This window comes from Novosphingobium organovorum (assembly GCF_022832435.1).
In the GTDB taxonomy this organism is placed as follows: Bacteria; Pseudomonadota; Alphaproteobacteria; order Sphingomonadales; family Sphingomonadaceae; genus Novosphingobium; species Novosphingobium organovorum.
The window spans coordinates 17507-44071 of the sequence record NZ_JALHLF010000026.1 but is presented as its reverse complement, the minus strand read 5'-3'; the positions used below and the strand labels follow the sequence as shown (position 1 = coordinate 44071).

21 protein-coding genes and 1 pseudogene are annotated in these 26565 nt (G+C 68.5%); 11 read left to right on the top strand and 11 right to left on the bottom strand.

Annotated elements, in window-relative coordinates; genetic code table 11:
• On the top strand, window positions 1-349 hold a 349-nt coding region (locus MTR62_RS09050; RefSeq protein ID WP_244019422.1), incomplete at its 5' end, for a hypothetical protein.
• 51 nt (window positions 350-400) lie between these two features.
• On the opposite strand, the gene MTR62_RS09045 is transcribed toward MTR62_RS09050, so the two are convergent.
• From MTR62_RS09045 to MTR62_RS09030, 4 genes are all read right to left on the bottom strand, one after another.
• Window positions 401-931, bottom strand: a complete 531-nt coding sequence (locus tag MTR62_RS09045; RefSeq protein ID WP_244019420.1) for a hypothetical protein — start codon at window positions 929-931, stop codon at window positions 401-403.
• A gap of 158 nt (window positions 932-1089) precedes the next feature.
• Window positions 1090-1689: a Smr/MutS family protein gene (locus tag MTR62_RS09040; RefSeq protein WP_407672655.1), complete on the bottom strand. Its 600-nt coding sequence runs from the start codon at window positions 1687-1689 to the stop codon at window positions 1090-1092.
• 5 nt (window positions 1690-1694) lie between these two features.
• Window positions 1695-2927: a murein transglycosylase A gene (mltA, locus tag MTR62_RS09035; RefSeq protein WP_407672656.1), complete on the bottom strand. Its 1233-nt coding sequence runs from the start codon at window positions 2925-2927 to the stop codon at window positions 1695-1697.
• Between the two features lie 260 nt (window positions 2928-3187).
• Window positions 3188-3880 carry a Tim44/TimA family putative adaptor protein gene (locus MTR62_RS09030; RefSeq protein WP_244019418.1) on the bottom strand — a complete coding sequence of 231 codons (693 nt, stop codon included), beginning with the start codon at window positions 3878-3880 and terminating at the stop codon, window positions 3188-3190.
• Between the two features lie 509 nt (window positions 3881-4389).
• Between MTR62_RS09030 and secB the strand changes: the two genes are divergently transcribed.
• The 4 genes from secB to MTR62_RS09010 all read left to right on the top strand — a co-directional run bounded on the left by secB (window position 4390) and on the right by MTR62_RS09010 (window position 8895).
• Entirely contained in the window at window positions 4390-4905 is a 516-nt protein-coding gene (gene secB, locus MTR62_RS09025; RefSeq protein WP_244019409.1) for a protein-export chaperone SecB, read from the top strand.
• Between the two features lie 154 nt (window positions 4906-5059).
• Entirely contained in the window at window positions 5060-6661 is a 1602-nt protein-coding gene (gene murJ / locus MTR62_RS09020; protein ID WP_244019399.1) for a murein biosynthesis integral membrane protein MurJ, read from the top strand.
• A gap of 262 nt (window positions 6662-6923) precedes the next feature.
• The gene (trpS, locus tag MTR62_RS09015) at window positions 6924-7958 is read left to right on the top strand and encodes a tryptophan--tRNA ligase (RefSeq protein ID WP_244019388.1); all 1035 of its coding nucleotides are present in this window, start codon (window positions 6924-6926) and stop codon (window positions 7956-7958) included.
• Window positions 7959-8265: 307 nt separating this feature from the next.
• Window positions 8266-8895 (top strand): trimeric intracellular cation channel family protein, encoded by a 630-nt coding sequence (locus tag MTR62_RS09010; RefSeq protein ID WP_244019371.1) that lies wholly within the window; start codon window positions 8266-8268, stop codon window positions 8893-8895.
• A 260-nt stretch (window positions 8896-9155) separates the two neighbouring features.
• On the opposite strand, the pseudogene MTR62_RS21610 reads toward MTR62_RS09010, so the two are convergent.
• Window positions 9156-10887 (bottom strand): annotated as a pseudogene (locus tag MTR62_RS21610) (DUF5597 domain-containing protein).
• Between the two features lie 333 nt (window positions 10888-11220).
• Here MTR62_RS21610 and MTR62_RS08995 point away from each other — a divergent pair.
• The 5 genes from MTR62_RS08995 to MTR62_RS08975 all read left to right on the top strand — a co-directional run bounded on the left by MTR62_RS08995 (window position 11221) and on the right by MTR62_RS08975 (window position 16421).
• Entirely contained in the window at window positions 11221-12342 is a 1122-nt protein-coding gene (locus MTR62_RS08995; protein ID WP_244019350.1) for a fumarylacetoacetate hydrolase family protein, read from the top strand.
• 34 nt (window positions 12343-12376) lie between these two features.
• Window positions 12377-13162 carry an SDR family NAD(P)-dependent oxidoreductase gene (locus MTR62_RS08990; RefSeq protein ID WP_244019348.1) on the top strand — a complete coding sequence of 262 codons (786 nt, stop codon included), beginning with the start codon at window positions 12377-12379 and terminating at the stop codon, window positions 13160-13162.
• 32 nt (window positions 13163-13194) lie between these two features.
• A complete protein-coding gene (locus MTR62_RS08985; protein ID WP_244019346.1) occupies window positions 13195-14067 on the top strand; it encodes an SMP-30/gluconolactonase/LRE family protein in 873 nt (290 codons plus the stop codon).
• Between the two features lie 69 nt (window positions 14068-14136).
• Complete coding sequence (locus tag MTR62_RS08980) at window positions 14137-15540, top strand: sugar porter family MFS transporter (protein WP_244019344.1); 1404 nt, start codon at window positions 14137-14139, stop codon at window positions 15538-15540.
• Entirely contained in the window at window positions 15537-16421 is an 885-nt protein-coding gene (locus MTR62_RS08975) for an aldose 1-epimerase (RefSeq protein WP_244019342.1), read from the top strand. The genes MTR62_RS08980 and MTR62_RS08975 overlap by 4 nt, the downstream gene beginning before the upstream one ends.
• A 97-nt stretch (window positions 16422-16518) precedes the next feature.
• On the opposite strand, the gene MTR62_RS08970 is transcribed toward MTR62_RS08975, so the two are convergent.
• Window positions 16519-17613, bottom strand: coding sequence for a LacI family DNA-binding transcriptional regulator (locus MTR62_RS08970; RefSeq protein ID WP_244019340.1), 1095 nt, complete (start codon window positions 17611-17613; stop codon window positions 16519-16521).
• A 314-nt stretch (window positions 17614-17927) separates the two neighbouring features.
• Here MTR62_RS08970 and MTR62_RS08965 point away from each other — a divergent pair, with 314 nt between their 5' ends.
• Window positions 17928-18932: an alpha/beta hydrolase gene (locus MTR62_RS08965; RefSeq protein ID WP_244019338.1), complete on the top strand. Its 1005-nt coding sequence runs from the start codon at window positions 17928-17930 to the stop codon at window positions 18930-18932.
• A gap of 53 nt (window positions 18933-18985) precedes the next feature.
• Here MTR62_RS08965 and MTR62_RS08960 read toward each other — a convergent pair whose 3' ends face one another.
• The 5 genes from MTR62_RS08960 to MTR62_RS08940 are packed head-to-tail and all read right to left on the bottom strand — an operon-like array spanning window position 18986 to window position 26565.
• Window positions 18986-20269, bottom strand: coding sequence for a DUF3422 domain-containing protein (locus tag MTR62_RS08960; RefSeq protein ID WP_244019336.1), 1284 nt, complete (start codon window positions 20267-20269; stop codon window positions 18986-18988).
• Window positions 20263-22677, bottom strand: coding sequence for a carbamoyltransferase HypF (gene hypF / locus MTR62_RS08955; protein ID WP_244019334.1), 2415 nt, complete (start codon window positions 22675-22677; stop codon window positions 20263-20265). The genes MTR62_RS08960 and hypF overlap by 7 nt, the downstream gene beginning before the upstream one ends.
• The gene (locus MTR62_RS08950) at window positions 22677-24134 is read right to left on the bottom strand and encodes a nickel-dependent hydrogenase large subunit (RefSeq protein ID WP_244019319.1); all 1458 of its coding nucleotides are present in this window, start codon (window positions 24132-24134) and stop codon (window positions 22677-22679) included. The genes hypF and MTR62_RS08950 overlap by 1 nt, the downstream gene beginning before the upstream one ends.
• The gene (locus MTR62_RS08945; RefSeq protein WP_244019317.1) at window positions 24131-25150 is read right to left on the bottom strand and encodes an NADH-quinone oxidoreductase subunit B family protein; all 1020 of its coding nucleotides are present in this window, start codon (window positions 25148-25150) and stop codon (window positions 24131-24133) included. The genes MTR62_RS08950 and MTR62_RS08945 overlap by 4 nt, the downstream gene beginning before the upstream one ends.
• The gene (locus MTR62_RS08940; RefSeq protein ID WP_244019315.1) at window positions 25147-26565 is read right to left on the bottom strand and encodes a sensor histidine kinase; all 1419 of its coding nucleotides are present in this window, start codon (window positions 26563-26565) and stop codon (window positions 25147-25149) included. The genes MTR62_RS08945 and MTR62_RS08940 overlap by 4 nt, the downstream gene beginning before the upstream one ends.

The window sequence follows — 26565 nt, the reverse complement described above, 5'->3', positions numbered from 1 at the left end:
CCGCGCCGCAAACCCAAGACGCTGCCCGCCGGCGCGCGCCCCGCCTGAACGCCGCCCCCCGCGTTCCCGGCCACCCGGCTTCCGCACCGGACGCGGCGGCTTCCAAAAGGTCTCACCCGCAGCCGGGTTGAATTTTTTGAATGAAACCGCTATATCCTGCGGCATGAACAGCACTATTTCGGAATTTTCCCGCTTCACCTATCTCGATGAAAACTTCGCCGACCTTCGCAACTATTGTGAAGACAAGGGCATCTGGATTTGCCAGTCGCTCCGCCGCAAGGGTCCGTTTACTTTCGCCCTTGCAAGAAATGACGAAGTTGCCTCAGACCTGAGCCAGCGCTTCAGTTGATCTATTCAAAAGACCGCCTGCGTAAAAGGCGGTCTTTTTATTTCAACCCATCTATAGCGGCTTCACCACAAGGTCGGTAAAGAGGTACTCCCCGGTCGAGCAGCTGATCCGCACGACCGGCGCCTCGGGCACCAGCGCATCGCTGCGAACGACGGCACCCAATTGCGTGGCAACCCGCGCACCATCGAAGCGCATGGCGAAGGGCAGTCCACCTTGCGCGCTGTCCACCCGCCATGCGTCGCTTTGCGCGCCTTGCGCCATCTCCCATTGGGCAAGTTCCACCGTCTGATCGGGCGGCAGATCGGTCAGCTTCGCCGCCCTGGCGGGAACCGCCAGCAAGTGGATGCCAAAGGCACCGGGCGCTGCACGCCTGGTGCCGTTGGCCCGCGACGATATCACGATACGTGCGTTGGTCACGTAGTCCTCATCCGCGATCATATGGCGCATGGCCACCTTTCCGGTCACCGCGAAGGGGCCATCGGGCACCGGAAGAACGATCTCGGAATAATGGTTCTGCGCCGCATCACAGTCATAGGACATCCCCTGCAAAGGCGACGGCCGCACACCGTGCGCAGCGCGCATCGGCGCACTCGAACAAGACGCCGTCAGAGCCAGAACTCCAAGCGCCGCCGCGCCTTTTCTCCCGTTCACGCAACACCCCTTCCGCCTTCTAAACGAACGCCAACGTGCGGGGATAAACCTCTTGAATCAAGAGCAAACAGGTCGGCCTTGAACGCGATTTAACGCCGCCGTTTAAGCACGATGTAGAGCGCCCCCGCCCCGCCGTGGCGACGGTGCGCGCCGCGAATGGCGACGATGTCGTGCGCGTGTTCGCTTACGGTAAGCCAGTCCTTGATCTTGGCGCGGATCGCGCCGCGGCTTTCGCCCCGGTCCATCGCGTCGACCGGGCGCGGGCGGCCGGTCACCACCAGGATCACCCGCGCGCCCATCGCCTTGCCCTGCGCCAGCCCGTCCATCAGCCGCCGCCAGGCGAGGTCGAGATTCGAACCGTGCAGGTCGAGGCTGAAATCGGGCACCAGCGTACCCTTGGCGATGCGCTTCTCCCACGATCCGTCGAGGTGGAGCTGGTCGGGACCCTTGGGCGCCGGAGCCGCCGCGGGCTTGGGCGGTAGCGCAGGCGGCACGCGGCCGCGCACTTTCTTGCCCGTGGCTGCCACCGCCTCCGGCTTGACCTCTCCCTTACCGGCGGTTGCCGGTGCGGAAGGCACAGCCGCGCCAGGCGCGCCGATCGGGCGCCGCCCCTTGGGCGCCAGCGGGGTTATCGTGCGCGAAAGCTGGTCCCAGACCCGCTTTTCCTCCTCGCTCAGCCGCCGCCCCATGGTCTTCAGCGCTCGCCCGCGAGGCGCGCCAGCGTACCCTTGGGCAGCAGCACCAGCGCCTCGCCGTGGCCCGACATGCCGCCCGCCGTCAGCCGCGCCCGGTCGCCCGCACCCCAGAACGTGTCGAAGCGGTTGGCGCCCTTGATCGCCCCGCCGGTGTCCTGCGCAACCCACAACCCGTTCGCTTCGGGATGGTCGGCAAAGGCGAGCCACACCGGCGCGCCAAGCGGCACGAAGCGCGGATCGGCCGCCACCGAGGCGTGCCCGCGCACGGGAACGCCCAGCGCGCCAAGCGGACCATCGCCGGTCAGCACGCGGAAGAACACGAAGGAGCGGTTCTCGCGCATCAGCGCCGCGCCCGCCTCGGGGTTGTCGCGGATGTACTGCATGATGCCCTGCATCGAACCGGGGTACTGGCCGGGTCCATCGCCGATCAGCCCGCGCTCGCGCATGAGCTTGCCGATGCCGGTGTAGGGCAGTCCGTTCTGCCCGGCATAACCGATCCGCACCACGCTGCCGTCGGGCGCGCGCAGCATCCCCGAACCCTGGACCTGAAGAAAGAACACCTCGACCGGATCGTGCGCCCAGGCGATCACCGGAGCCCGTCCCTCAAGCGCGCCATCCTCGATCGCGCCACGATCGTAATAGGGCACGAAAACGCCATCGTGATCGTAGCGGCCGAGCGGCATACGCCCACCCGCAAGCGGCGTGGCATCGCCCTCGCGCGCGCGCACCAGATCGGCGGGCATGCCGTAGATCGGCACGTCGTAGCCGGGCAGGTGCACCGGCGAACCGGCGATCTCGGGTTCGTAATAGCCAGTGGCGAAGGCCGCCGCATCGCCCACCCGTGCGGTTTCGAAGAATTCGGCGAAGAACGCGTTCGCGAGGTCCGGGGACCAGGAGGCCGCTGCGACGCAGGGGCGCCGCCAGTCCGCCGCGCGGGTCAGCCCGCTGGCATCGTCGCGCGCGAGAAGCTTGGGGCAGCTTTCGGCAAAGCCCGAAAGCGCCGCGCGCGCGTCCATCGCCCCCACCGGCAGCGTAGCAAAGGCAGGACCGGGACGAATCCCCGCCGCAAGCGCGTTGGCCGGGCCCGCTGGCGCGCCGGGCGCCGGGCCAGCGCCTCCTGCACCGGGACGCCCTTGCGGCACTACCGCACAGGCGGCGAGCAGCAACGCCAGCGCGCCGATGACGCCAAGGCGCAGCGCCCCGGCCGCGCGGGCAAGACCGCCCTCACCCAACCCGCGGCCAGAAGCGGAACCGGGGCCGCGCGCAACCAGACTGTCTCGAGCCACGATGAAATCTCCGGCCAAAAAATAACGAACCAGGCAAGAAGCCGAACGCCGCCTGTCGGTGCTGGCCCCTGAAGCCGACGGACGCGGCCGCAAACTGGCGAGCCGGGCCGGAAGCCTGCGGGTCGAACCGGGGGACCGGCAAACGAAACGGGCAGCGAAGCGTCAACGCTTCCTGCCCGTTCGCTTGCGCAATTGCGCGAAAAAGATCAACCGGCGTCGGTTTCCTCGAGCACCCAGTCGGGGTCGGACGAACGCAACGAGCGGGCAAAGGTCCACACGTCGACCGCCTCGATCGCATCGTCGAGCGACCCGGCGACGACTTCGCCTTGCGCGTTGCGGGTGATCGCCGCGATGTCCGAGACGAAGCGCACGGTGATCCGCGCGGTGCCCGCATCGAGCCCGGCGCTCACGATCTTGAGGTCATCGATGCGCACCAGGCGGTTGTCGAGCGTTTCGCCCGCCGCGAGCCGCGCGTCGATCGCCGAGGCAAAGCTGTCGTAAACGTCCGCGTCGCACAGCGCGCGCAGTTCGGCCTTGTCGCCCTTCCAGAACGATTCGAGCACGAGACGGTACGCGCCGCGTGCCCCTTCGAGGAAGGCGAAGGCATCGAAGCGGCGATCGGCCGAGGCAATGGCGGCGAGGCCGCGTTCGGCCGCGGGCGAGGAGACCGGCATTTCGCGCAGCCGCTGTTCGGGCAGCGCGCGCGGGGCCGCTTCCTCGGGCTTGGTCTCGGGACGCTTGTGGGCATGCGGACGCGACGCACCGGGCTGCCCCTGCTGACCCTCGAAACGACCGGCAATCGGCTCTTCCTCGTGTTCGGCGCGGCGGCCGAGCACGGAATAGAGCCGCAAGCCGAGAAACGCTGCGATCATGGCAAGGATGACGATTTCCGGTGTCACGTTCGTGTTTCCATTCCTTCTTGTGGCGGGCGAACCACCCGGCCTGAGCCACCGACCGACCTAGTGCCGCCGATCCAACGGCAGGCCAGGGGCCAGCACGCCATCGGCTGGTTGCGCCCGTCTGAGTCTGCTTTCCATGTCCATGTCTTGTTACATGACCATCTCTGACCGGAGCCAGCATAGACCCAGATAGGTACAGTTGACAAATGAACAACGCGTGAGCAGCCGGATCGGGGCATTTTTTCGACGATTTGCTCCCATTGTGCGGCTTTGGCGCGCCACCGACCGGCCAGGCCGCGCCGGCACAGGGTCCGCTTCACCCGCGCGAGCGCGCTTTTTGCCTGTTCCTCGCCGCCGAAAAATGCTCTAGCGCCGCAGAATCGCCGTGATCGCTGCGGTGCCTGCGGGCGTTGCGGCGGACCGGCTTTCGACACGCGTGGCCGCCTGCCCTCCAGGCGCCGTCTGCGTTCCAGTGGTGCAGTTTTGTTGAATTAGCGGGAAAGAATACCATGGCCGACGAAGGCAACGTCATCTCCGATCTCAACCTGGGCAACGGCGCCGAGGAAGGCCCCAGCGCGGGTATCATCTCGCAGTACGTCAAGGACCTCTCGGTCGAGAACCCCAACGCGCCGCACAGCTTCCAGTGGCAGGACCAGCCCTCGATCGACGTGCAGTTCAACATCGGCGCACAGGCCATCGAAGGCGATGTGCACGAAGTCGAACTGAAGATCACCTGCGCCTCCAAGTCGGATGCGGGCACCGCCTTCGTCGTCGACCTGTCGTATTGCGCGCTGGTGGGCATGCGCAACCTCGACGATGGTCAGGCGCACGCCTTCCTCTTCGCCGAAGCGCCGCGCATCCTGTTCCCCTTCGCCCGCCGCGTGATCGCCGATGCCGTGCGCGACGCCGGGTTCAGCCCGCTGATGCTCGAGCCGATCGACTTCAACGGCCTCTACATCCAGCAGCTTCAGGCCCAGCAGCAGCAGGGCGCGACCGCTGGCGATCCGCCGATGGGCAACGCCTGAGCCCGCACAACGCTGAACTGAACCCGATCGCCCCGCAGCGCCCTTGCGCCAGCGCGCGCGATCGGGTCAGGCCCCTATTCCTTCCCCGCAGCGCAAGGCCAGCCGGTCCGGCGCTGCGGTTTTCGCATACCGGCACGGGAAAGCGCAGCAGGGCATGAGTCTGGTCCGCAACGTCGGCACGATCGGGGGGCTGACCGCGTTCAGCCGCGTCTTCGGCTTCGCGCGCGACATCCTGATGGCCCGCGTGCTGGGGGCCGGCCTTGCCGCCGACGCGTTCCAGCTCGCCTTCGTGCTGCCCAACACCTTCCGCCGCCTCTTCGCCGAGGGCGCCTTCTCGGTCGCCTTCGTGCCGATGTACACGCGCAAGCTCGCCGCGGACGGCGATCCCGACGATGAAAGCGCCACGCGCGGCGAGGAAGCGGCCGACCGTTTCGCCAGCGACACGCTTTCGGTCTTCGTGTGGGTGCTGCTCGGCTTCTCCGCGTTCGCCATGCTCGCCATGCCGCTGATCGTGGGCCTGCTCGCGCACGAATACCGCGACGTCCCCGGCAAGTTCGAGCTGACCGTCTCGCTCAGCCGCATGACTTTCCCCTACCTCGGGCTCGTCAGCCTCGTCGCGATGCTTTCCGGGCTGCTCAACGCGCATTCGAAATTCGCGCCGGGCGCCTTCGTGCCGGTGCTGCTCAATCTGGTGCTCATCACCGGCATCCTGGTCGGCCATTTCCTGCGCGAAGCGGGCGGGAGCGACGTGACGGTGGCCTGGTCGGTGGCCACCGCGGTCGCCGCTGCGGGTGTCGTGCAGCTGCTCTACATGGCCTGGGCGACGCGCCGTGCAGGCGTGCGGCTCAGGCTCACCGCGCCGCGCTTCACCCCCGACGTGCGCAAGCTGGGCATGCTGATCCTGCCCGCCACCTTCGGCGCGGGGGTCTACCAGATCAGCCAGTTCGTCGACACGTTCTTCGCCACCTCGCTCGCCCAGGGCTCGCTGACCCTGCTCAAGTACGCCGACCGCCTCAACCAGATGCCGCTCGGGATCGTGGGCATTGCGCTTGGCACCGCGATCCTGCCGATGCTCTCGCGCCATATCCAGGCCAGGGACGATGCCGGTGCGCAGCGCCTGCAGGCCAACGCGGTCGAGATCGCCTGCCTGCTCACCATTCCCGCCGCCGTCGCGCTCTCGATCTGCGCGCCCGCCTTCGTCACCGCCTTCTTCGTGGGCGGCAAGATGACCAGCGCGAACGGCGAGACCATGGCCGCGATCGTCACCGCGCTGGTCTTCGGGCTGCCCTCCTACGTGCTGGTCAAGGTGTTCCAGCCCGCCTTCTTCAGCCGCGAGGACACCCGCACCCCGGTGTGGATCGCCTGCGGCGTGCTGGTCATCAACATCGCGATCAACATTGCGGTGGTGCCCCGCTTCGGCATCGTCGGCCTCGCCGGGGCGACCGCGTTCACCTCGACCCTCAACGTGCTCACGCTCTACGCCTTGCTGCAGATGCGCGGCTGGTTCCACTTCACCCTCAAGCTGGCCTCGCGCATCGCGCGCCAGATCGCGGCGAGCGCGGTGATGGGCGGCGTGTTGTGGCTGATGGTGCCGCTGTTCACGCAGCGCTACGCGGGCAACCTGATCGAAAAGGTGTGGTCGCTCGGCCTGCTGTGCGCCTCGGGGATGGTGGTGTTTTTCGTGGCCGCCTATCTGTTCGGCGCGCTCGACAGGGATCTCATCGCGCAGCTTCGCCGCCGCCGCGCCGCGAAGTGACGGTGCACGGCGCAGGAAAGCCCGGCGGTTTCGATGAAACCGCGCCCTTTCCTCGCTGCGTGTTTGCGGCTAAGGGCTTGGCGCATGCAGGCTCTCTTGCCTCCCGGACATCAGTGCCCGCGCCTCGCGCCGGCGATCCCGGCCCTTGCGGCCGGGCGATGGCGTCTGCGCCTTCGCTGATCCCTTCCCGCGTGCGCCGTCCGGCCCCGCGCGGGGCTTTTACACCCGACGTTTCCTGCGAACATTCATGAAGGACGCACCCATGCGTATCGTATCGGGCATCCAGCCCACCGGTAACCTGCACCTCGGCAACTATCTGGGCGCCATCAAGAACTGGGTGAAGATGCAGGACGATGTCGCGGCGCAAGGCGGGCAGAGCCTCTACTTCCTCGCCGATCTGCACGCGATTTCCATGCCGCACGATCCCAAGACGCTTTCAGCCAACACCCGCGAGATGACCGCCGCCCTCGTCGCCTGCGGCATCGATCCGGACCGCTCGATCCTGTTCAACCAGACCCAGGTGCCCCAGCACGCCGAGCTGCAATGGCTGCTCAACGGCACCGCGCGCATGGGCTGGCTCAGCCGCATGACCCAGTTCAAGGACAAGTCGGGCAAGAACCGCGAAGGGGCCTCGGTGGCGCTGTTCACCTACCCCGTGCTCCAGGCCGCCGACGTGCTGCTCTACCAGGCCACCCATGTCCCCGTAGGCGAGGACCAGAAGCAGCACCTCGAACTTGCCCGCGACATCGCGCAGAAGTTCAACAACGATTTTGCCCCCAAGGACGAAAACGGTGAAGACGCCCCGGTGTTCACGCTGCCCGACCCGATCATCCCGCCCGAGGCCGCGCGCATCATGTCGCTGCGCGACGGCGGCTCGAAGATGAGCAAGTCGGACCCCTCGGACATGGCGCGCATCAACCTGACCGACGATGCCGACACGATCATGAAGAAGGTCAAGAAGGCCAAGAGCGACGCCGAACCGCTGCCCAGTGAAAAGGCCGGGCTCGAAGGCCGCGCCGAGGCGGCCAACCTGGTGGGCATCTATTCGGCGATGACCGGCCAGAGCGTCGAGGCGATCCTCGCCGAGTTCGGCGGCGAGGGTTTCGGCAAGTTCAAGCCCGCGCTCGGTGAAGTGCTGGTCGAGAAGCTGGCGCCGATCAACGAACGCTTCAACGAACTGCGCAAGGACTACGGCGCGCTCGACGCGATCCTCGCCAAGGGCGCCGCGCGCGCGCGCGAACTCGCCACCCCCACGCTCCACGCCGCCTACGACGCGCTGGGGCTGGTACGCGGATAACCCGCACGCGATGAAGCGGATTCGCCTTTAAGCGTGAAATTGGAAACCTCCGGCCGGATGATCGGGGGTTTCTATTATTTTAAGGCCGATAAGCGGACGATGCTCTGGCCCACTCCGCTGCGACGAGCATCGCCTGCGGCTCTGCAAGTCGCGCCACCCCTCCCGCCAGCGGGAGGGGGAATTGACGCGTCGCCCTCCCGCTAGCGGGAGGGCCGGACGGGCTGGGCACAAGCGCGACCTCGACCAGCGCGCCACACGAAGGCAATGCCCTTTGCCACGCACCCGCTTCCCGGCTAGGGCGCGCGGGATGGCCAGCGCTGCACCTCTCGTCCTTGTCGGACCGATCCTCGACACCCTCAACTTCACCGGGATCGCGGTGTTTGCCGTTTCCGGCGCGCTGGTGGCCGCGCGGCGGCGGCTCGACGTCATTGCCGCGATCTTCTTTGCCACGGTCGCCGGGATTGGCGGGGGCACCTTGCGCGACGTGCTGAGCGGGGCCCCGGTCGGCTGGATGCATTCCCCCGCACCGCTCGTGCTGTGCGTGCTGGTGGGCGTCTGCGCCTGGCTGCTGCCCACGCGCATCTGGCCCGAGCGCGCGCTGGAGTGGTTCGATGCCGCCGGGCTCGCCGCCTTTGCCGTCGTCGGCACGGGCAAGGCGCTGGATCTGGACGTCGCCCCGCTTCCTGCGGTGGCCATGGGGGTCATCAGCGCCTGCATGGGCGGTGTCATCCGCGACGTGGTGGCGGGCGTCCCCTCGATCCTGCTGCGCAACGAGCTTTACATCACCGCCGCGCTGCTGGCCTCGGGCGTGTTCACGGGCCTTGTTCTCCTGGGGACGGGCACCGCACTGGCGGGCGTGGCGGGAAGCGCCTGCGGCTTTACCCTGCGCGCTGCAGCGATCCACTGGGGCTTGCGCCTGCCGCGCCACCGCGGCTGACCCCGTCTTGCGGGGGTTACCGACAGGGTTCCCGCCGCCTTCGCAAGAGGCCTCCTTGAGAGAGTTTCCCCCAAGTTGAAAGACACCTGAAGCAGGCTTTCCAGCCCTCGTGCCCTACCCTTTCGAGTAATCGCAAAAGAACGCTCAAAAGCACACTAAGTCCTTGCGCAATCTCTTCGATCTCGCCATGGAAAGAGCTGGCCTGCTTCCCTCTTTTGGAGGAGGAAGAGGGGAGCAGGCCAATCGTGCGACACCCTGTTTCACTTATCGACGTAGAAACCCGTAGTCACTTTGAGCAACTGCGGTCGGTCGACGAAGTTGAGACCGTAATCGGTCTGATCCCCGTTCCAGCGCCGCGTCATGACCCACTGGCCCTGCTCGAACCGACCTTCCTCTACCGCCACGATCACGCCGTTGGTCTGCCCGTTCGCAGGCTGAAAGTTCACCCGCACGTGATCGCCCATGACGAGGTACTCGCTGTCCGAAAGCTGCGCGATCGCCACGCCTCCAACCGGTTCATCGGCAAAGGCGGGCGGGTGCGAGGGCAGCCAGTTCCAGCCTTTTTCGCCGAATTGCCACAGCCCCCAGTCGGCGGTGACCTTCCATTGCCCCAGAACCGTTTCGACCGGCTGGCCATCATCAGGCTTGGCCACGCCCCAGGTCGGACGGGTCCAGGCGATCCGCGCCCAGTCGCGTGCGATGGGTCCAAGCGTCGCATAGGGTAACGCGAAGGCAGCGAGCGTTGCGGGATCGAGCTTGCTCGCCCCGAGCGGGTAGTTGAAGAAGCCGGTGTCATCCATGCCGAAGGGCGCGAAGCCGATCCCGCCGCGCCCGATGGTCGGCCAGAAGAACCGCGCAAAATTGCGTGAATTGCCAATCTCGGGCACCATCAGTGCGTTGTCGGGGCGATCGTAGCGTTCAAGATAGGCTTCGGCGTTGGCGCTCTTGGGATCGTAGATGTCGGGNGGGCACCATCAGTGCGTTGTCGGGGCGATCGTAGCGTTCAAGATAGGCTTCGGCGTTGGCGCTCTTGGGATCGTAGATGTCGGGCCCGGCGAAATCGATCGCGGGAGCCGCCGCCTTCCAGATGTCGAGCACGTCCCACTGCGGCCCGCCGCTCGCCACCCCGGTCGGGTCGGGCACGTTGGAGGGCCCGGCGAGCGAGGCGTTGACGTACATCGGCAGGTTCTTGACCGCCTTGCCCGCTGCCGCCACCGCGTTGACGAAGCGGGCGAGATACCAGGTCTGGAACGCGCGCGGCGCCTGCTTGCCATAAGCCTCCTGCCAGGTCCCCGACTTGCCCGTGCGGCGGGCCAGCTCGGCCGGGATCGGCTGCGCGAACAGCGCATCGGCGCTGGCCGAATAGTCGCGCGGGACGCGGTACGAGCCGGTCTCGTTCTCGACCTGCATCAGAATCACGGTGTTCTGCGGATCGTGATCGCGCAAGTACGTCATCAGCTGAACGAAGGCGGCGCGATCGGCCGCCAGCGTGGCCGGCGCCAAGGGCGTGAGCGCGTAATGGTCCGAACCGTCGGGCGCCTTCATGCGCGGGAAGCGCGCGTTGTTCAGCTTGACCCAGGCGGGAGTATAGCTCGGGCTGGTGTTCTTCCAGGTGCCGAACCACAAGAGCACCAGCCGCTTGTCGTGCGCGCGCGCGGCCTCGAGCAGCGTCTGGACATAAGAGAAATCGAAACGCCCCTCGACCGGCTCGATCTGCTCCCAGGCGACCGGAATTTCGAGGGTGTTGGCGTGGATCGCGTCGAGCACCGGCCAGACGGCATCGAGCTGCGAGGGGTAATTGCTCGAATTGTTGGCCTGCGCGCCAAGGATGAGGAAAGGCGCGCCGTCGACGATCAGCGCGTGGCGGGCGCCGTGGGTTTCGATCCGCGGCAGCGCGGTGCCCCCCCAGGCCGGACTGGCAAGGCCCGCCAGCCCCAGCACGGAGGGCCAGACGGCCAGGCCAGCGCGCACCCAATTCCCGATCCCTGCCATCATTCCTCGCTCTCCCCTGTCTCGCCCCGGCGCGGCCGCGCCCGGTTGCCGGACCATAGCCCGCCCCGCCCGCCGGAACACGTCCGTATCACAGCGGCGCGCGCGATCGTGCGAATCGGGGCGGAATTTGCGCGCTCCACCCTTCCCCTTGCGCGGCCCGAAGCCAAGATGAATGTGAGCGCGCCAATTTTCTTTCAGCGTCGCTTTAACACGGCATCCATGCGCCGATATCCGCAACTTTCATCGCCCATCGCGCCATCGGCGAACGACGCATCTTGACGCCTTTGTCGCGTTCATAGATAACGCTAATACTTGTGGAGAGGAAATCACCGGATGACTATTGCGACGGCCCCGTACCAGGGCCTGCCCGAAGACTGGCGTAGCGGCACCTTCATCGGCCGGATCGACACCGGCGCCGGCCCCACCCCGATCCAGATCCGCAGCGGCCAGGTTTTCGACATGTCCGCAATGGCCCCCACCAGCGCCGATCTCGTCGCGTCCGGCCTGACCGAGGGCGGAACGCTGCTGGGGGGGATCGACGTGCTCGACACCGCCACCCTGCTCAGCCCGATCGACCTGCAGTGCGTCAAGGCCTGCGGCGTGACCTTCGCCGTCTCCGCGCTCGAACGCGTGATCGAGGAACGCGCGCGGGGCGACCATTCGCTCGCCGCCTCGCTGCGCGGCAAGATCGAGGACGTGCTTGGCGGTTCGATCCGCTCGACCGTGCCCGGCTCGCCCGAAGCCGACGCGCTCAAGGGCACGCTGATCGAGGAAGGCCTGTGGTCGCAATACCTCGAAGTGGCGATCGGCCCCGACGCCGAAGTCTTCACCAAGTGCCCGGTGCTCGCCACCGTGGGCCAGGGCGCCGAGATCGGCGTGCGCTCGGACTCGGGCTGGAACAACCCCGAACCCGAAGTCGTCATGGTCGCCGGCCCCGACGGCAAGGCGGTGGGCGCGACGCTGGGCAACGATGTCAACCTGCGCGACTTCGAAGGCCGCTCGGCGCTGCTCTTGGGCAAGGCCAAGGACAACAACGCCTCCTGCTCGATCGGCCCGTTCATCCGCCTGTTCGATGACGGCTACACGATCGAGGACGTGCGCAGCGCCGATGTCACGATGACCATCGAGGGCACCGACGGCTACGTGCTCGAAGGCCATTCGACCATGCGCGAGATCAGCCGCGACCCCGAGGACCTGCTGCGCCAGGCGATGAGCGAACACCAGTACCCCGACGGCCTCGTGCTGTTCTGCGGCACGCTGTTCGCGCCGACCCAGGACCGCGACGAGCCGGGCCGCGGCTTCACCCACAAGGTGGGCGACACGGTAACCATCTCCAGCGCACGCCTGGGCACGCTGGCCAACACCGTGACGACGAGCGCTGAGGCCCCGGCCTGGACCTTCGGGCTCTCGCACCTTTTCCGCAATCTCGCCGCGCGCGGGCTTCTTGCACAGTAACCCCACACAAGACCACGAGGGCGATCACGACACGATGCTGAGCAGCGTTTCCCCCCACGGCGCGAGCGCCATCTATCCCGACCTCCAGGACAGGAAGGTCATCATCTCGGGCGGCGCGAGCGGCATCGGCGAAGGGCTCGTGCGCGCGTTCGTCGCGCAGGGCGCGCAAGTCGCCTTCGTCGACATCCAGGACGAAGCGGGCGCCGGGCTGGTCCGCGAACTGGCCCCGGATGCGCGCCACACGCCGCTCTACCGCCATCTCGACCTGACCGATCTCGACGCGCTCAAGACGACGCTGGACGAAATGATCGCCGCGCTCGGCGGGGTGGACGTGCTGGTCAACAACGCGGCCAACGATGATCGCCACGCGGTCGAGGACGTCACGCCCGCATTCTGGGAAGAGCGCATGAACGTGAACCTGCGCCACCAGTTCTTTGCGGCCCAGGCGGTGATCCCGGCGATGAAAGCGGCCGGTGGCGGCTCGATCATCAACTTCGGATCGATCTCCTGGCACCTCGCGCTGCCCGACCTCATCCTCTACCAGACCGCCAAGGCCGCCATCGCGGGTCTCACCCGCAGCCTGGCGCGCGATCTGGGACGCGACAACATCCGCGTCAACACAGTCGTCCCCGGCAATGTCCAGACGCCGCGCCAGGAAAAATGGTACACGCCCGAAGGCGAAGCCGAAATCGTTGCCGCACAATGCCTTTCGGGCCGTATCCAGCCCGCGGACGTGGCCGCACTTGTCCTCTTCCTTAGCTCGCAGGGTGCCCGTATGTGTACCGGCCACGACTATTGGATCGACGCCGGCTGGCGCTAACCAGTCCGGGGTCCGGAGCGAGAGTGAGAGAGATGCTGGCAGAACACTTCCTGACCATTGGCGCGCAGCTGGGCGAAGGCCCGACCTGGATCGAGGGCGCGCTGTGGTTCGTCGACATCAAGAACAACACCATCTTCCGGGTCGATCCCGCGACGAAGGACGTGACGCGCTGGTCCGCGCCCGAACATGTCGGCTGGGTCCTGCCCAGCGCGGTCCACGGCCTCATCGCTGGCCTGCAGTCCGGCCCGCACCGCTTCGATCCCGCTGACGGCAGCTTCACGCGCATCGCACAGGTCCACGCGGACCAGCCCGACAACCGCCTCAACGACGCCGCGATCGACGCCGAAGGGCGCATCTGGTTCGGCTCGATGGACAACCTTGAGGAAAGCGAAAGCGGCGCGGTCTTCGTGCTCGACAAGGGCGCGGTGACGCGCACGCCGATCCCCGCGATCACCATCACCAACGGCCCGGCGATCTCGCCTTGCGGCGGCTTCGTCTACCACGTCGACACGCTGGCGCGCACCGTGACGCGCTTTGCCATCGGCGCCGACGGCACGCCCGATACGGGGACCCCGTTCCTCGACTTCAACACCCCCGAGCGGGCCGACTGGGGCTATCCCGACGGCGCCATCTGCGACGCCGAAGGCGGCGTGTGGCAGGGCTTCTTCAGCGGCGGCGCGGCGCGCCGCTTCGCCCCCGACGGCACCCTGACCGACGAAGTGCGCTTCCCGGTCAGCAACATCACCAAGATCACGCTGGGCGGCGAAGACGGGCGCACCGCCTTTGCCACCAGCGCCCGCCAGGGCCTCAGCGAGCAGGAGCTGGCCGAGCAGACCATGGCCGGAGACATCTTCACCTTCCGCGTCGCGGTTCCCGCCGCGCCTGTGCGAAAGGCCAACACCTAGCAAACCGCGATGGATCGCACCGCCACCGACGAGAAACGCGGGCGATCCGATGGGAAAGGATACACTGGAATGGACAGGGTCGAAGTCAATACCCGCCTGGTCGCGCTGGTCGTGGCCGTGGCAACGATCGGCGGCTTCATGTTCGGCTACGATTCGGGGGTCATCAACGGCACCCAGAGCGGGCTTGAAGCCACTTTCGACCTCGGCAGCCTGGGGATCGGCGTCAATGTCGGCGCGATCCTCGTGGGCTCCTCGTTCGGCGCGTTCATCGCCGGACGGCTGTCCGACCGGATCGGGCGGCGCGGCACGATGATGCTCGCCGCCATCCTGTTCATGGGCTCGGCGCTTCTCGCAGGAGCTGCGGGTTCCTCGATGGTGTTCATCATTGCGCGCATCATCGGCGGCCTGGGCGTTGGCGCGGCGAGCGTGACCTCGCCGGTCTACATTTCCGAGATGACCCCCGCCCATGTGCGCGGCCGCCTGTCGAGCGTGCAGCAAGTGATGATCATCTCGGGTCTCACCGGCGCTTTCCTCGCCAACTTCGTCCTCGCGCGCTGGGCGGGCGGATCGACCGCGACGCTGTGGCTCGACTTCCCGGCCTGGCGCTGGATGTTCTGGCTCCAGTCGATCCCGGCGCTGATCTATTTCCTTGCCCTGCTCGGCATTCCCGAAAGCCCGCGCTATCTCGTCGCGCAGGGCCGCACCGAGGAGGCGCGCGACGTGCTCACCCGCCTGTTCGGCGCGGCGACCGCCCAGCGCAAGGTCGCCGAAATCGGGGCCTCGCTCTCCGCCGACCATCACCGTCCCAAGCTGTCCGACCTGATCGACCGTTCGACCGGCAAGATCCGTCCGATCCTGTGGGTGGGTATCGGCATCGCGGTGTTCCAGCAGCTCGTCGGCATCAACGTGGTGTTCTACTATGGCGCGACGCTGTGGCAGGCGGTCGGCTTTTCCGAGGACAGCGCGCTGCAGACCAACATCATCTCGGGCGCGGTCTCGATCGGGGCGTGCCTGGGCGCGATCGCGCTGATCGACCGGATCGGGCGCAAGCCACTGCTGCTGATCGGCTCGGCGGGCATGACGGTCACGCTCGGCCTCGTCGCCTGGGCGTTCTCGACCGCGGTGCCCGGCGCCGACGGCGCAGTGCACCTGCCCGGCTCGTTCGGCGTGATCGCCCTGCTCGCCGCGAACGCCTACGTGGTGTTCTTCAATATCAGCTGGGGTCCGGTCATGTGGGTCATGCTGGGCGAGATGTTCCCCAACCAGATCCGCGGGTCCGCGCTGGCAGTGGCCGGCTTCGCGCAGTGGATCGCCAACGCCGCGATCTCGGTCAGCTTCCCCAGCATGGTCAGCTGGCCCGGCCTGCCGATCACCTACACGCTCTACGCCACCGCCGCCTTTGTATCGTTCCTGTTCGTGCGCGCGACGGTGACCGAAACGCGCGGGCGCGAACTGGAAGACATGCAAGGATGACGGCTGTCGCGGTCGACGGAAACGCCCAGGCCATCGCGATCACCGCAGGCGAATGGACGCTGCGCGTCGATCCGCGCCACGGGGGCATGGTGCGCGCGCTCACCCGCCGGGGCGCCGATGTGCTGCGCCCCATGCCCGAGGCCAGCACCGAGCCGCTCGAAAGCGCGTGCTTCCCGCTCGCCCCTTACGTCAACCGCATCGCGCATGGGCTCTTTACCTGGGAGGGGGAGAGCCACGCGCTCGCCCCCAACCACCCGGCCATCGCGCATCCGCTCCACGGCACCGCCTGGCTGGAGACCTGGGACCTTGCCGAACACCGCGAGGACGCCCTGACCCTCACCCACGCGCATCGGGCCGATGCGCGCTGGGGCTGGTCCTTCACCGCCCGGCAGACCTTCACGCTCACCGCCAACGGGCTTCACGCGCGCCTCGCGCTCACCAACACCGACACCCGCACGATGCCCGCCGGGATCGGCTTTCACCCCTGGTTCGCACGCAGGGGGGTGGAGGCGATCGCCTTCGCAGCCCAAGGCGTGTGGCTGGGCGATGAGGCAATGCTGCCCACCCGCCCCGCCCCGGCTGACCAGCTGGGCGACTGGAGCGCCCCGGCCTCGCTCGATCGGCCCGCGCTGATCGATAACTGCTATTTCGGCTGGGACGGAACGCTCCGGATCGAACGCAAGGACGGCGCGATCCTCCTCGAAAGCGCGGGCACGCGCTTTCTCCACCTCTTCGTGCCGCCAGGCGGCGATTTCTTCTGCGCCGAACCGCAGACCACGATGCCCGACGCGCTGAACCGTCCGACCCGTGATCAACCGGGCACCCGCGCGCTGGCGCCGGGGGAAAGCCTGACGCTGGACATGACCATCCGCTCGGCCTGAGGCCCATCGCGCTTGCCATGGCGGGATGCGCACGGACGAAAAAGGCCCCTTTCCGGGGCCTTTTTCTGTGTTCAAGAGCTACCGCTCAGCCCCCCGGTCAGGCCGTCGCGGGGACGCGGGTTGCCGGGCGGCGGCGCGGCGCCGCGTCGGACTGGCGGCGCACCAGCCGGTAATCGACCAGCACGTGGTGCTTGCCCAGCTCGCCCGTGCGCTTGGTGCGCAGCAGGTTTGCGAGCAGTTCGACCGCCTGACGGCTCATTGCGCTGATCGGCTGGTGGATCGTGGTCAGCTCGGGCCAGATCGTCGTTGCCATCGCCACGTCGTCGAACCCGCAGACGGTCAGGTCGCCCGGCACGTCAAGCCCGCGACGGTGCGCGATGGCGACCGCAGCGGCGGCCATGTCGTCGTTGCTGGCAAAGATCGCGGTCGGCGCGGCGTCGAGCGAAAGCAGCCGCTCGGCCGCGTCGAGCCCCGAACGATACGTGAAATACCCTTGCGCGACGAGCGCCTCGTCAAAGGCCAGCCCCGCCTCGGCGAGGCCCTGCCGGTAGCCTTCAAGCCGCAGCGCACTGGCCGCGAGGTTGGGATGCCCGGCGATGAAACCGATGCGTTCGTGCCCCAGCCCGGCAAGATGCGCGGTCATCTCGCGCGCCGCGCTGCTATCGTCGATGCGGATCGTGGCGATGTCATCCTCTTCCATCGACGTCGCCACCGCTACGGTTGGAATCGCCGCCTCGCGCAGAAGTTCGTGGACCTCGTTCGATTCGCAGATCGGCGGGGGCAGGATCACCCCGTCGATCCCGCCGGAGATCAGCCGTTCGACCGCCGGGGCCAGCGCCTCGCCTTCCTCGACCTTGCGCACGATGATCTGCACGTCGAGCCGCCCGGCTTCCTCAAGGCTGCCCACGATGAAGGCGCTGAGAAAGGCTTCGGACGGGTTGGAATAGAGCAGCCCGATGCGGATCTGCGCCGCACCCGCCAGCGAGCGGGCCGCGCGGTTGGGCGCGTAGTTGAGCTTGGCGATCGCCTCGTTCACCGCGTCGCGGGTGGACTGGCGCACTTTGGGTTCGGCGTTGATGACACGCGATACGGTCATCATCGACACGCCCGCCATCGCGGCCACGTCGGCAATGGTCGGGGCCCCGGTCTGCCGCGATCGCGAGGTCCGGCGTTTGCGCTCTCTTTCTGACATTCGCCACTTCTAGCAGGACTTGCAAAAAGGCCAAAGACTAACCCTCGATTGCCGATCGAGAAAAATGGTAGCGCAATCACTTCCCCCAATTTACCCTTACAAATGCGAGAGGAAGGAAGAGGATGGCAGATCACAGAATGGCGCAATCGCCCACGCCCACCGGGGCAAAGGGCGCCCGCCGTCCTGCCCCATTCTTCGCCTCGCAACGCCCCACCCCATTATCACCCCGACAAATTGCGCTTCCCTCCGTCCACACGGATAGTACCGTAGTGGAGGAAACGAGCCCCGCCGCCCCCGCCAAGGAGCCCTGCACGATGTCCCTCACCCCGTTCCCCTCGCGCCGCACGCTGCTCGGCGGTCTGGCTCTTGCGGGCCTTGCCGCCACCACCGCGCGTCCCGCGCTCGCCGGATCGACGGCCCTGTCCTATTCCGGCCCCTCGATCCCGCTCTGGCCCGGCTCGCCGCCGGGCGCTCCGGCGACCCTGCCCTCGTTCGCCAGCGCGCAGAAGAGCAAGGACACCGCCTTCGACGATCGCTGGTTCACCGGAATTGCCGCGCCCACGCTCGAAGTGCGCAAACCGGCCTACCGCGACGGGTCCTCGGTCATCCTGCTGCCCGGCGGCGGTTACGGCTTCCTCGCCTGGGACAACGAAGGCGAGGAGCAGGCCCGCTGGCTGACCGCGCGCGGCGTCACCTGCTTCATCCTCAAGTACCGCCTGCCCGGCGAAGGCTGGGCCAGGCGCGGCCTCGTGCCGCTGCAGGACGCGCAGCGCGGCGTGCGGCTGGTGCGTGCCCACGCCAAGGACTTTGGGCTCGATCCCGCACGCGTTGCCGTGCTCGGCTTCTCGGCGGGCGGGCACCTTGGCGGAAGCATCGCCACCCGCTTTGCCGAGAAGGTCTACGATCCCGTGGACGCCAGCGACGCGCTCAGCGCGCGCCCCGATCTCGCCGGCCTGATCTACCCGGTCGTCACGCTCACCCAGCCTTACGTCCACGCCGGATCGCGCGACAACCTGCTCGGCGCGAACGCCAGCGCCGCGGCCATCGCGCAGGGCTCGGTCGAACAGCGGGTGGACCAGAACACCCCACCGGTGTTCGTCACCGCCGCGAGCGATGATACCACCGTGCCGATCCAGAACAGCGTCGCGCTGTACAACGCGATGCTCGCCGCCGGGCGCCCGGTCGAATTCCATGGCTTCGACAAGGGCGGCCACGGCTTTGGCGTGCGCTTGCCCGACGACACGCCCGCCCACGTCTGGCCCGAACTGTTCCACGCGTTCGGAGCCCGCCACGCGATCTTTGGCGGGTCCTCGGGATAAGACCAAATGGGTTCAAGGGGTTTGCTCCCCTTGAACCCGGACTGTCGCCCCGGTCAGTCCAGAATGCGCGACTTGAGATGGTGCAGGCCCAGCCACATGCCCACCAGCGTAATCGGGGTCAGCACCGCGATCACCGGCCCCGGATGGAAGCCGGGCACCACCGCCTCGACCCCTTCGAGCATGTGCGCGATGAGACTGATGCCATAGTAGCTGAGCGCCACGACCGAGAGCCCTTCGACAAGTTGCTGCAGGCGCAGCTGCCGCGTGCTCGAGCGTTCCATCGACGCCAGCAGGCGTCCGTTCTGGTTCTCGATCCGGGTCTCGATGCGGGTGCGCAGCAGCGCGACGAGCCGCTCGGTGCGCACCGCGAGCTGTTCCTGGCGGCGCCGATGCGCGGCGCAGGTGCGCATCGCGGGCAGGAAGCGGCGCTGGGTGAAGTCGGCGAGCGAGGGGTGGCCGGGGCAGGCCCGGATGTGCAGCCCCTCGAGCCGCTCCTCCACGATGCGCGCATAGGCCTCGGTCGCGCTCAGGCGGTAGTCGGTCTCGGTTGCATGGGCGATGAGATCGGCCGAGAGGCGCGTGACCTCACTCAGCAGATCGTCGTCGCGCACCGCGGGATTGGCAACCTGCCCGGTGAGCACGCCCAGCTCGTTTTCGACCCGGTCGAGCAGCTTCCACCCGTCCTGCGCCACCGGCAGGCCGAGCAGCGCCAGATTGCGGTAGTTGCCCAGTTCCTGCAAGCGCTGGACCGAGCGCGAGAGGTCGCCCCCCTCCATCCCGTTCGCGGCAACGAGGATCTGGCCGTAGTTTTCATCGCGAAAACGAAAATCCGACCAGATGCGCGCGGCCTGATCGCCATCCTGGCACGAGATGTGGCAGCTCACGAGGTCGAGCGGATCGTAGCCCATCGCCGGGATCAGCGCGCGCGCCGCGGCATCGTCGGCCACGATCAGGACGCGGATCGCGCGCAGGATCTTGCCGGGCAGGCGCATCGCCCAGGTAATCGCATCGCGCGCGGCGGGATCGGGCGCGAAATTGCCGTGCTCGTCGACCAGCAGGCGGTCGATGAACAGCGTCGTCGTGCTCGCCTCGCTCTGGCGCTCCCAGCCGAACACGATGCCCGGCCCCAGCGTGCCGGCGCGGTGGCGCGGATTTTCGTTGCGGCCGGGCAGCCCACCGGGCGGCAGGGTGCCCACGGCGGCCAGTTCGGCCTCGCGCTGCTCGGGTTCAAGCACGCGCACGAACTGAAGGATGGTCGAGGGCGCGCAGACGTGCGGCCAGCGCCGCAAGTGCATCTCCCCGACAATGCGCTGGCGCAGATCGTGTTCGTTCAGCATGCTATCGTCTTCGCCCCTATCGTCCTTCGTTCGTCGTCCTGCGTGCCCAGCTGCGCAGCCAACCGCGCGCGCGTGGCCACCGCCTGACCCAGCGCCAGCCCGCCGTCGCCCGCCGGCACCCGGCGATGGACCAGCGCCTCGCGGCCCAGCCCCGCTATTCCCGCCGCCACGCGTTCGCGCAGGATGCGGTTGTTGAACACCCCGCCGCTCAGCGCAACCGGGCCTTGTGGGTAATCACCCTTGGCGACAGCGACACAGTCAACCAGCGCGACGAGCGCATCGGCGAAGGCGAGATGAAAGCGCGCGGCGGCAAGCCCGGCCTCGACCCCGTGCCCGATATCCGCGTCGAGCGCGCGCCACAGCGGCGCGAAATCCAGCCGTGGCACCCCGCCCTCCCCAGCATCCAGCGCGATCGGATAGCCCTGCGCCGCCGCTACGAAGGGCCGCGCGCAGGCTTCGAGCGCCATCGCCGCCTGCCCCTCGTAGGATAGCGCCTCGCCGCAAAGTCCGAGCGCAGCCGCCAGGGCATCGAACACCCGCCCGGCCGACGAACAGCGCGGCGCGTTGAGCCCCTGCCCGATCGCCTGGGCCAGAACCCGTCGCGGCGCGCCTCGGGGAAGCCGCGCGGCCAGCGCGGGCACCGCCGCCTCCCACTCCGACCCGAAGGCGTGGAGCAGATGCGCCAGCAAGTTGCGCCAGGGCTGCTTCATCGCCGCCGCCCCGCCCGGCAGCGCCACGGCAGGAAGCCCGGCCAGCCGGCGGCTCGCAGCGCAAGTGCCGCCCAGCAGTTCGCCGCCCCACAAGGTGCCGTCGGCGCCGAGCCCCAGGCCGTCACAGATCAACCCCAGCGCTTCGCCTTCCAACCCGACGCCGTTCTCGGCAAGGCAGGCGGCCATGTGCGCGTGGTGGTGGTCGGCCACGACGAGCGGCACGCCCAGCGCCTGCGCCATGTCGCGACCGAGCCGGGTCGAGAGGTAATCCGGATGCCCGTCCACCGCGATGGCCTCGGGCGTGAAGGCGTAGAGATCGCGATAGAGATCCAGCAGGCGGCGATAGTCGGCGAGCGCGGCGGCGTCCTCCAGATCGCCGACGTGCTGCGACAGCACCGCCTCACGCCCCCGCAGCAGGCAGAAGGTTGCCTTCAGTTCGCCCCCCATCGCCAGCACGCGCGGGCCGTGCGCAAGGCTTTCGGGCAGCACCACGGGATCGGGCGCCATCCCGCGCGCGCGGCGCAGCACGACAGGGCCAAGCGCGTCGAAGGCGATCACGCTGTCGTCGATACGATTGACGATGGCGCGGTCGTGGCCGAGCCAGGCATCGGCAATCCCGGCCAGCCGCTCGTGCGCCGCGCCATCCTCGATCACTTGCGGCTCTTCGCTGCGGTTGCCCGAGGTCATCACCAGCGGCTCGCCCAGCGCGTCCATGAGTAAGTGGTGGAGCGGGGTATAGGGCAGCATCAGCCCCAGATGGTCCTGCCCCGGCGCCAGTCCCTCGGGCAGCGCGTGGGCGCCCGGCCCCATCGGCACCAGCACGATCGGCGCGGCCGGACTGACAAGGCACGCCTCGGCCTCGGCCCCGAGCGGCCCCAGCGCCCGCGCGTGGTCGAGCGAGGGGACCATGAGCGCAAAAGGCTTGGCATCGCGCCCCTTGCGCGCGCGCAGCCGGGCCACCGCCGCAGGGTCGGCGGCCCGGCAGGCAAGGTGAAACCCGCCCAGCCCCTTGACCGCGACGATGCGCCCGCCCCGCAGCAAGTCGATTGCCCTCGCCAGCGGATCGCCCGCATCCGCCCCTTCGCCGGTGAGCGTGAGCTGCGGACCGCAGGCCGGGCAGGCGATCGGCTGGGCGTGGAAACGGCGGTCGGCCGGATCGGCGTATTCGCGCGCGCAGTCGGGGCACAGCGCGAAGGGCGCCATGCTGGTGTGCGCGCGGTCATAGGGCAGCTGGCGGATGATCGAGAGGCGCGGGCCGCAATGGGTGCAGTTGCCAAAGGCGTAACCGAACCGCCGGTCGCCGGGATCGCGCAGTTCGGCGAGGCACTCGGGACAGGTCGCCGCGTCCGGCACGATCCCGGTCGCCACCGCGCCGCCCGCGCTCGCAGCGATCACGAAGTCCTCCTCGGGGACCGGGACCGGCGCATCCAGCAGTTCCACCGCAAGCACCCTGGCCAGCGGCGGGGCCTCGCCCCGCAACTGCGCGACGAACCGCGCGATTGCCTCCGAGGCCCCGGCCACGCGGATCAGCACCCCTTCGCCATCGTTGCAGACCGCCCCGGCGAGGCCGAGCGCGCGCGCGGCTTGCCACACGAAGGGGCGATACCCCACCGCCTGGACCTGGCCGCGCACGCGGATCAGCCGCCCCATGCGCGGCGCTGGACCGGCCTGCGCGGCGACCTTGGGCACAGTGCCCATCAGTGGACCGTGCAGACCATGCACGGATCGAACGAGCGCACGACGTGCTGCACCGCGACCGGCTCGGTCTCCCCGGCGCGGATCGGCGTGCCTTCGAGCGCCTGCTCGAGCGGCCCCGGCACACCGCGTGCGTCGCGCGGGCTGAAGTTCCAGGTGGTCGGCGCGATAATCTGGTAGTGTTCGATGCGCCCCTCGCGCGCGCGCAGCCAGTGGCCGAGCGATCCGCGCGCCGCCTCGGTCAGGCCCGCGCCTTCACCGTCCGGGAGCAGCGCGGCAGGATCGATGAACGGCTCGTCGGGATCGATCGCGGCGATCCAGCGCTCCATCGCGGGGACCACCCGCGCCAGTTCGACCATCCGCGCCACCACCCGCGCCTCGACGTTGGCGCCGCGCAGGGCCAGGTCGCTCAGCAAGGGATGGCCCGCGACGAGCTGGCGCGAGAGCGCCCCCACCTCGACCACCTGCCCGCCCAGACGCGGCGCCTTGCACCACGAATAGGCCTCCTGGTTGCGCAGATCGGGCGCGGGCGCATCGCGCAAGGGACCTTGTGGCTTACCCCCCGCCTCGGCGTACCAGGCGTGGCTGACGTCTTCGGCGATGGCCCCGGTCTCAAGTGGTTGGGCGGCGCCCGCGACCCAGGTCCCGCGCGCGCAGAGATGCCCGCCCGCGCGGTCCTGATAGGCCCCGAAACTCATGTGCGCGCCGCGCGTGCGGCCCAGCGCCGAAAGCCCGAGCGCGCGCGAAATCGCCAGGAACTGCGCGAAATCGCCCTTGCGCCCCTGCGACCAGGCGTGAAGCGCATCGCCGCTGTCCAGCGCGGCCACCGCTTCCAGCGCGTCGCCCAGCAAGGTCGTTTCGAGATAGCGCCGGAAGCCGCGCACGAGGGCAAGCACGCGCACTTTCTCGGCGCGGCTGATCGCGCGGGTCGATCCCCCCGGCTGGATCGATAGCGTGTGCGGCCACTTGCCCGCGAGCACGCCCATGATCTCCATCCACGCCGCGCGCGCGGGCAGCGCGTCGCGCGTGGCGCTGCCGCGGATCGCGGTGAAGCGCTCGGCCACTTGCGGATACCACGCCTCGTCGGCGTAGATCGGCCGCGCGAAGTCGGGCATGAAGAAGAGGTGGAAGTGGGTGAAGTGATCGGCGAGGTTCTCCACCGCGTGGATCAGGTTCACCGCATGGCGCCCGGCGGGTGGAACGCGCCCCGGCGCGAGCCCGGCCAGCGCATAGGCCGCCGCGACCGACTGCGAGACCGAGCAGATCCCGCAGATGCGCGGCGCGTAGACCAGCGCATCGGGCACCCCCTTGCCCACCAGCATGCGTTCGAACCCGCGATAGAGCGGCGAGGAGACCTCGGCGCGCACGACCGTCTCCGCGCTCGTCTCGAGCCGGACTTCGAGGTCCCCTTCGACCCGGTTGAAGGGGCCGATGACAAGGCGATTGCCCGGCTCGCTCATGGCCGCCCTTTGCGCCCTTTCAGGCTTTTGTCCTGCGGCAGCGTGACCAGCCGGTCGCGTGCCGCGTTGTCGCGCAGACGCGCCGGGGTCGCCGCCTTGGACAGCGAGGCCAGCGCCACGAACCAGGCCTTGGGCATGTCGGTCGGCAGGCCCACCGGAATGCCCGATATCTTGGGCGTCAGGGCAAATTCGTGGCCCGGTTCCTCGAACCCCGGCGCGGTGCAGGCGATGCAGGGGTAATTGCCATCGAGGCACGAGCCCGAGCCGTTCCAGGGCCGGATGTTGCAGTCGGCGCGCGCCTGCGTGCCCTTGCAGCCCAGATGCTCCATCATGCAGCCCATGTCGGAAAGCTTCTCCGCGCTCGCCTTGAACTCGTAGAATTCGTTGCGCGCGCAGCCGTGATGAACGAGGTGCGTGGTGTAGGACAGCGGCCTTTGCCATTCGTCGATGTCGCGCGCGTCGAACGCGCCCGCCGCGATCTGCAGCACCGTTTCGGTGAACCAGTCAGGGTGAATCGGGCAGCCCGCGATATTGATGACCGGGAGCCCCTTGCCCGAACGGAAATCGGGGCCGAGCAATCCGCCCGCCTGCCTGCCGTCATAGGCCAGCCCGACTGCGCCGACCTCGTTGCCGCCCGCCGCCGTGATCCCGCCGAACGCCGCGCAGCTGCCCACCGCGAGCACGTAATCGGCGCGGCGCGCCACGCGTTCGATCACCCGCATCATCGCCTCGTCGGTGCCCGCCATGCGATGGAACAGGCCGGTGCCGTCCGGCCCGGTCATGACCGAACCTTCGAGGCAGAAGATGTCGAGCGGAGCCTCGCCCGCAGCGATCGCCTCGATCCGCGCGCGCGCCTCGCTCCCGGTGGCCGCGCTCAGCGACGGGTGCCAGACCACCTCTACCCCGGCGAGATCGAGCGCGGTCACCAGATCCGGCCCCGAAGCCCCCAGCAACGAGAGCGTGCACCCGCCGCACCCCCCCGATTGCAGCCACAAGAGACGCAAAGGGCGGGTCACGCCGCGTCCTCGCCCACCAGATCGGGCAGGGTCAGCACGAAACGCGCGCCGCCCCCCGGATTGTCCTCGAAACGCAGCGCCCCGCCAAGCTTGGCGGCCATGTTGTAGCTCACGTAAAGCCCCAGCCCGGTGCCTGAACCGATCGGCTTGGTGGTGAAGAACGGCTCGAAGATCTTGTCGCGCCGCGCCGCCGGAATGCCCGGACCGTTGTCCGCCACCATCAAAAAGCAGGTTGCGCCCTCGCGCCAGGCGCGGATCAGCACCGCACCGTCCGCCTGCCCGGCCAGCGCGTCGCAGGCGTTCTGGACGAGGTTGACGGCGATCTGGTGCAGCTGCCCCTTGCGGCTCACCAGATCGAGCGGATCGGGCAGATCGAAAGTGAAGCGCGGCTTGACCCGCTGCGCCTTGGCCACCCATTCCGCCGCCGTGCGCACCAGCCGGGCGAGGTTGAAAGGCTCGGGCGTCTCCTCCTGGTTGGAGGAAAAGCGCCTCAGGTCCTGCACGATGTCGCGCACCCTCTCGGCCCCTTCGAGCGTCCCGTCGACCAGCGGGCCGATGTCCGCGAGGATGCGGTCGATGCGCAGTTCGGCGCGCAGCCGGTCGAGCGCGGGATCGCCGTGGTGCTCGCCGGTTGCCTCGAGATAGCGCGCGATGGCATCGCCGTAGCGTTTGAGCGCGTACATGTTGCCGAACACGAAGCTGATCGGGTTGTTGAGTTCGTGCGCCACACCCGCGACGAGCCGGCCGAGCGCGGCCATCTTCTCGCTCATCAGGAGCTGTTCCTGCGTGCGCTGGAGCGTGGAATGGGCCTTGTCGAGCGCGCGGTAGGCGCGCTGGAGATCGCCGAGCGGACGGCCCACGAAAACAAAGCCACACATCAGGCCCGCGCCATCGCGCCGGGGGGCGATGTTGGTGGAGACCGTGGCGGGGGTGCCATCGGCCATCAGCAGGTTCCATTCGCGCTGGTCGACCACGCCGCCGCTGCGCACCTCGATCATCGCATCGCGCACCGCGCCGCGCTCGTCGGGCGCGAACAGCGCCTCGACCTCGCGGCCGAGCAGCGCCTGTTCACTTTCGCCCACGATCGCGGTGAGCGCGCCGTTGACCCGCTGGAGGCGCCCGTCGGCCCCGCAGGCGAGCACGACGTCGGTCATTGCATCGAGCACCGAGCCGATGAAGCCGTGCGCCTCACTCAGTTCGCGGTGCTGTTCCTCGAGCGCGGTCTGCGAGGTGACGAGATCGGCGTAGACCGAGTCCATCTGGCGGATCACCTCGATCCACAGGTCCTCGCCCGCGCCATCTCCCATCGATCCGGCCAGACCTTCCAGCCCGCCCGCCAGCAACGGCGGCGGGGTCGGGGTCGGCGTCGCGGTCTGGGTTTCCGGCGCCATCCGAGGCGTCTCGCGGCGGGTCAT

Bases quoted from the DNA above. Each gene is read 5' to 3' on its own strand.
- MTR62_RS09045 (WP_244019420.1), bottom strand. From the start codon at position 931: ATGCGCGCTGCGCACGGTGTGCGGCCGTCGCCTTTGCAGGGGATGTCC.
- MTR62_RS09040 (WP_407672655.1), bottom strand. From the start codon at position 1,689: ATGGGGCGGCGGCTGAGCGAGGAGGAAAAGCGGGTCTGGGACCAGCTT.
- secB (WP_244019409.1), top strand. From the start codon at position 4,390: ATGGCCGACGAAGGCAACGTCATCTCCGATCTCAACCTGGGCAACGGC.
- murJ (WP_244019399.1), top strand. From the start codon at position 5,060: ATGAGTCTGGTCCGCAACGTCGGCACGATCGGGGGGCTGACCGCGTTC.
- trpS (WP_244019388.1), top strand. From the start codon at position 6,924: ATGCGTATCGTATCGGGCATCCAGCCCACCGGTAACCTGCACCTCGGC.
- MTR62_RS09010 (WP_244019371.1), top strand. From the start codon at position 8,266: ATGGCCAGCGCTGCACCTCTCGTCCTTGTCGGACCGATCCTCGACACC.
- MTR62_RS08995 (WP_244019350.1), top strand. From the start codon at position 11,221: ATGACTATTGCGACGGCCCCGTACCAGGGCCTGCCCGAAGACTGGCGT.
- MTR62_RS08990 (WP_244019348.1), top strand. From the start codon at position 12,377: ATGCTGAGCAGCGTTTCCCCCCACGGCGCGAGCGCCATCTATCCCGAC.
- MTR62_RS08985 (WP_244019346.1), top strand. From the start codon at position 13,195: ATGCTGGCAGAACACTTCCTGACCATTGGCGCGCAGCTGGGCGAAGGC.
- MTR62_RS08980 (WP_244019344.1), top strand. From the start codon at position 14,137: ATGGACAGGGTCGAAGTCAATACCCGCCTGGTCGCGCTGGTCGTGGCC.
- MTR62_RS08975 (WP_244019342.1), top strand. From the start codon at position 15,537: ATGACGGCTGTCGCGGTCGACGGAAACGCCCAGGCCATCGCGATCACC.
- MTR62_RS08970 (WP_244019340.1), bottom strand. From the start codon at position 17,613: ATGTCAGAAAGAGAGCGCAAACGCCGGACCTCGCGATCGCGGCAGACC.
- MTR62_RS08965 (WP_244019338.1), top strand. From the start codon at position 17,928: ATGTCCCTCACCCCGTTCCCCTCGCGCCGCACGCTGCTCGGCGGTCTG.
- MTR62_RS08960 (WP_244019336.1), bottom strand. From the start codon at position 20,269: ATGCTGAACGAACACGATCTGCGCCAGCGCATTGTCGGGGAGATGCAC.
- hypF (WP_244019334.1), bottom strand. From the start codon at position 22,677: ATGGGCACTGTGCCCAAGGTCGCCGCGCAGGCCGGTCCAGCGCCGCGC.
- MTR62_RS08950 (WP_244019319.1), bottom strand. From the start codon at position 24,134: ATGAGCGAGCCGGGCAATCGCCTTGTCATCGGCCCCTTCAACCGGGTC.
- MTR62_RS08940 (WP_244019315.1), bottom strand. From the start codon at position 26,565: ATGACCCGCCGCGAGACGCCTCGGATGGCGCCGGAAACCCAGACCGCG.